General features: G+C 69.4%; 5 protein-coding genes. 1 reads left to right on the top strand and 4 read right to left on the bottom strand.

Features of this window, described 5'->3' with window-relative positions; all coding sequences use genetic code 11:
- Positions 1-517: 16S rRNA (cytidine(1402)-2'-O)-methyltransferase (gene rsmI / locus ACRDTL_RS02695; RefSeq protein WP_431505181.1), on the top strand; the 517-nt coding region annotated here is incomplete at its 5' end.
- Here the strand turns inward: rsmI and ACRDTL_RS02690 are convergent.
- From ACRDTL_RS02690 to ACRDTL_RS02675, 4 genes are all read right to left on the bottom strand, one after another.
- A complete protein-coding gene (locus ACRDTL_RS02690; RefSeq protein ID WP_431505180.1) occupies positions 432-1172 on the bottom strand; it encodes an alpha/beta fold hydrolase in 741 nt (246 codons plus the stop codon). The two genes, rsmI and ACRDTL_RS02690, sit on opposite strands and share 86 nt — an antisense overlap.
- Positions 1173-1323: 151 nt before the next feature.
- Positions 1324-2565, bottom strand: coding sequence for an aminodeoxychorismate synthase component I (locus tag ACRDTL_RS02685; RefSeq protein WP_431505179.1), 1242 nt, complete (start codon positions 2563-2565; stop codon positions 1324-1326).
- 21 nt (positions 2566-2586) lie between these two features.
- Positions 2587-3498, bottom strand: coding sequence for an RNA polymerase sigma-70 factor (locus tag ACRDTL_RS02680; RefSeq protein WP_431505178.1), 912 nt, complete (start codon positions 3496-3498; stop codon positions 2587-2589).
- A partial coding sequence (locus tag ACRDTL_RS02675) for an FAD-dependent oxidoreductase (protein ID WP_431505177.1) occupies positions 3495-4256 on the bottom strand: 762 nt, incomplete at its 5' end. The genes ACRDTL_RS02680 and ACRDTL_RS02675, both read right to left, overlap by 4 nt.

Here is a 4256-nt window from a genome sequence, read left to right as displayed (position 1 = left end):
CGCCGGCCTGCCGGTGACCTGCCTGCCCGGCCCGTCGGCGGTAACCACCGCGCTGGCAGTGTCCGGGCTGCCGTCGGACAAGTTTTGTTTCGAGGGGTTCGCCCCGCGCAAACGGTCGGCGCGCCGGGCCTGGTTGGCGTCGCTGGACGAGGAGCGGCGCACCTGCGTGTTCTTCGAATCGCCGCGGCGGTTGCCCGCGTGCCTGCGCGATGCGGTCGAGCAGCTCGGCCCGGCCCGCCGGGCGGTGGTGTGCCGGGAACTGACCAAGGTACACGAGGAAGTGGTACGCGGATCGCTGGAGGAACTGGCGACCTGGGCGGCCGACGGCGTGCTCGGCGAGATCACCGTCGTGCTCGCCGGTGCGACACCGCGCGCCGACCTGCCCGCGCTGGTGGCTGAAGTGGAAGAGCTTACGCGGCAAGGCATTCGGGTTAAGGACGCCTGCAGCCAGGTGATCGCCGGGACGCCGGTATCACGGCGTGAGCTCTACGACGCGGTACTGCAGTCACGCCGCTAGTGCCGACACGCTGGGCGGAGCACGTTGTGGCGGGCGATCCATTCGTCGATGTGTCGCATGGTAACGGGCAAAGCTTCCCCATAAAAAACCATATGGTCGGACTCGGGTATCTCGATGTATGTGGCGTTGCGATAGCGGGCCGCGGTGCGACGCGTAAGACGCCCGGCACGATACGGTCGCTTCCGCCGCCAATCAAAAGCACCGGCCCGGCGACCGCACTGAAGTCCACCTGCGCGGCTCTGGTTCGATCCAGCCAAGGGATCGCGAGCTCGAAAAACAAGACGCGGCCAGATTCGCAGACCAGGCCATCGAACAGCTCGCGAGCAACCTGCTCGCTCTGTTTACCGGCAACCGCCGGCCAGAACCGCTCCCACGTCGGCGGATGTACCGGCTTGGCCCAGGGCCGGGGCTTCAGGGCGTGCCCAACAGAAATTCCCAACGTGGTGCGGTTCAGACCGGCGGGACCGACCGCGGAGGGACAAGCCGCGATCATGCCGATATGGCGCGCTCGCGAGGCGACCAGCTGCACCACCAGACCGCCGAGCGAGTAGCCAACCAGAAGCGGTGGACGGTCCAGCGATTCGACGAGTGCCACGAGGTCGTCGGCGTAGTCACAAAGACTCAGTCGGGCAATCTCCATTGCCCCCTCGCGCACAGCCAGCTCGTGGTACCGCAGCGTCGGGGTGTGAACCGTGAAGGCCCCGCTGTTCGAAGGCGGCCCGTGCCGGGGCCCACTGCTCCCCACGGCTCCACGAGCCGTGGATCAGTACAACGTGTTCGGCGTCGGACATGGAACCCAGTGTTGCCTACTGCGATAGCACCGGCTGCGGCTGATTGCTCAGCCCCAGGATCGGCGCCGCTTTGTGCAGGCATTCGTCCCATTCCGCGTCGACGTCGGAGTCGGCGGTGATCCCGCCGCCCGCACCGAGCACAGCGTTGCCCGCGGCATCGAATTCGACGGTGCGGATAGCCACGTTGAGCTCACATCCGGCCACTGGTGAGGCCAAACCTACTGTGCCACAATAGACTCCGCGTCTACTGTGTTCCCATTGCGAAATCAGCTGGCGGGCCCGCAGTTTCGGCGTCCCGGTCACCGAGCCGGGCGGAAACGCGGCATCCAGCAGCGCCGGCGTCGACAACTCGGCGGGCACCTGCGCCGACACCGTCGACACCAGGTGCCACACCCCCGGCGCGGGCCGTACCACCAGCAGCTCGGGCACTTTCACCGTCCCGGTGACCGCCACCCGGCCCAAGTCATTGCGGACCAGGTCAACGATCATGATGTTTTCGGCCACATCCTTGACCGACGCACGCAGCGCCGACGGGCAGGAGTCCAACGGCAGCGTGCCCTTGATCGGGCTGGAAGTCACGACGTTCCCGCGGCGGCACAGGAAGAGCTCGGGCGACAGCGACGCCACCGCGCCCCAACCTCCGGCGACATAGGCCGCCCGGGCCGGCGCGGTGCGCGCGACGCCGTCGATGAAGAAATCCAGCGGTGTCCCATTGACCGTGCCGATGAACTGTGTGCACACGCACGCCTGGTACACCTCGCCGGCGCGGATGGCCGCCAGACAGGCCAGCACCCCGGCGCGGTGTGCGGGCCGATCGGCCCCGCCCCAGTCGATCTGGCATGTTCGCGCCGGTACCGGCGCCGCGAGCGCGTCAGCCAGCCACGCCGGCATCCGTGCGCCGGACAGGCTCTCGTAGAACCACTGCCCGTCGCCGTCACAGCGCAGCACGCAGTCGGTCCAGCCACCGGCGGCCTCGGGGATCCGGGCCGGCCGGCCGTCGGCGGCCGGGTCCGGGTAGGACAGGTAGCCGATCCAGCCACCGCCGACCGCTGTCGTGTCCGAGCCGGGCCGAACGGCGAACAGGTGGCGGGCCTCCACCGGTCGTATCGACACGCTCGGCGCGATCACCGCCAGCGCGCCGAACCAATCACCGGTCAGCGCGGCCGGCGGCGGCAGGCCCAGCCGGACGGTGGCGTCGCCGACGGCGCGCAACACCTCCGGAGCGCCGCCGAGATCACCGAGTCGATCGATCCGCACCGTCCTAGCTTGACAGACTCCTCACGCGCGGCTGATCGTGCGTGCGGTGGCTACCGCCGTCAACTTGTCGGGGTTGCGCATCGCATAGAAGTTGGTGATCTTGCCGTCGATGATCTCGACGGTGAACACCCCCTCGAGATGGTCGGCGCGGTAGAGCAATACCGCCGGTGCGGCGTTGCAGACCACGGTTTGCACCCGGACGTTCGGCGTCTGCATGCCTCTGCGCAGCAGCCCGATCACCGCCTTGGCCACCTTGTCGGCGCCGACCACCGGCCGCCGTGCCGCGCTGGCCTTGCCGCCGCTGTCGGCGGTCCACACCACGTCGGGGGCCAGCATTGACATCACCGCCTGCACGTCCCCACCTGCCGCGGCGGCCATGAACTCCGCAGTGATCCGGGCGTTCTGTTCCGGGTCGACGGGGGTGAACCGCCGGCGCCGGGCCTGGACGTGCCCGCGCGCCCGGTGCGCGATCTGCCGCACCGTCGCGGCCGGTTTGCCGACCGCGCCGGCGATCTCGCCGTAGTCGAACCCGAACACCTCGCGGAGCACGAACACCGCCCGTTCGTCGGGGCGCAGCGTCTCCAGCAGCACCAGCATCGCCATCGACACCGACTCGGCCAACATCACGTCGGCCGACGGATCCTGCTCGTCGAGCAGCAGCGGCTCGGGCAGCCACGGCCCCACGTAGTCTTCTCGACGTCGCGCGCCGGCTCGCAGCGTGTTGAGAGCCTGGCGGGTGACCAGCCGGGCCAGATAGGACTTGGTGTCGCGGACCGTCGACAGATCGACCTCGGCCCAGCGCAGGTAGCTGTCCTGCAATACGTCGTCGGATTCGGTTGCCGAGCCGAGGATTTCGTAAGCGATCGTGAACAGCAGCGGCCGCAGCACGGTGAAGCGTTCTGCGTGTTCGGATGTGTTGGGCGAGGCGGTCACGATACCGTGACCGCCTCGGGCGCCGGTCGCTTGCCGCCCTTGAGCACGAAGTACGAGCCGGGTTTGGCGGCCTCGCGGCGGATGGCCCAGACCGTGGCCTGGCAGATCGCTTCCTTGATCGCCGCCGCGGTCCGGCCGCCGACGACCATATTGATCGGGGTGTCGTCGGTGCGGGCGAGCTGGAAGGTGGCGGCGCGCCGTCCCAGGCTGATGCACTGGCCGACGAACGCCTGGTTCACCACCGCCGGCTCGGTCCCGGCAATGCGGCTCAGCACGGTGTCGGCGGCCTGCGCCCCCAGCGGCCCGGCAGCCTGGCAGCTCATCCGCAGCGGCTCGCCGGACGGCGCCGCAGCGTCGCCGGCGGCCACGATGCGCGAATCGTCGATGCTGGTCAGGGTTTCGTCGGTGAGCAGCCGGCCCAGTGTGTCGGTGCGAAGCCCGCTGCGGGCGGCCAGATCCGGCACCCCGAAGCCCGCTGTCCACACGGTCAGCGCGCTGGGCAGAACCCTTTCATCGGCCAGCGCCACCGCATGGGGCAGCACTTCGGCGACCACGGCGGTCTCGAGCACCTCGACACCGAGCCGTGACAACACCTTGGCCACCGAGCGGCGGCCCGGGCGGTTCAGCGACGGGCCCAGGACCCCGCCGCAGATCAGGGTTACCCGACGGCCGTTTTCGGCAAGCTCGGTGGCCGTTTCGATGCCGGTCAAGCCGGCGCCGACCACGGTGACCGGGGCGTCCGGGTGCAGCTCATCGAG

Source organism: Mycobacterium sp., assembly GCF_050700595.1.
GTDB lineage: Bacteria > Actinomycetota > Actinomycetes > Mycobacteriales > Mycobacteriaceae > Mycobacterium.
Note: the sequence above shows the minus strand (reverse complement) of the source record. Positions and strands in the feature narration are given on the sequence as shown.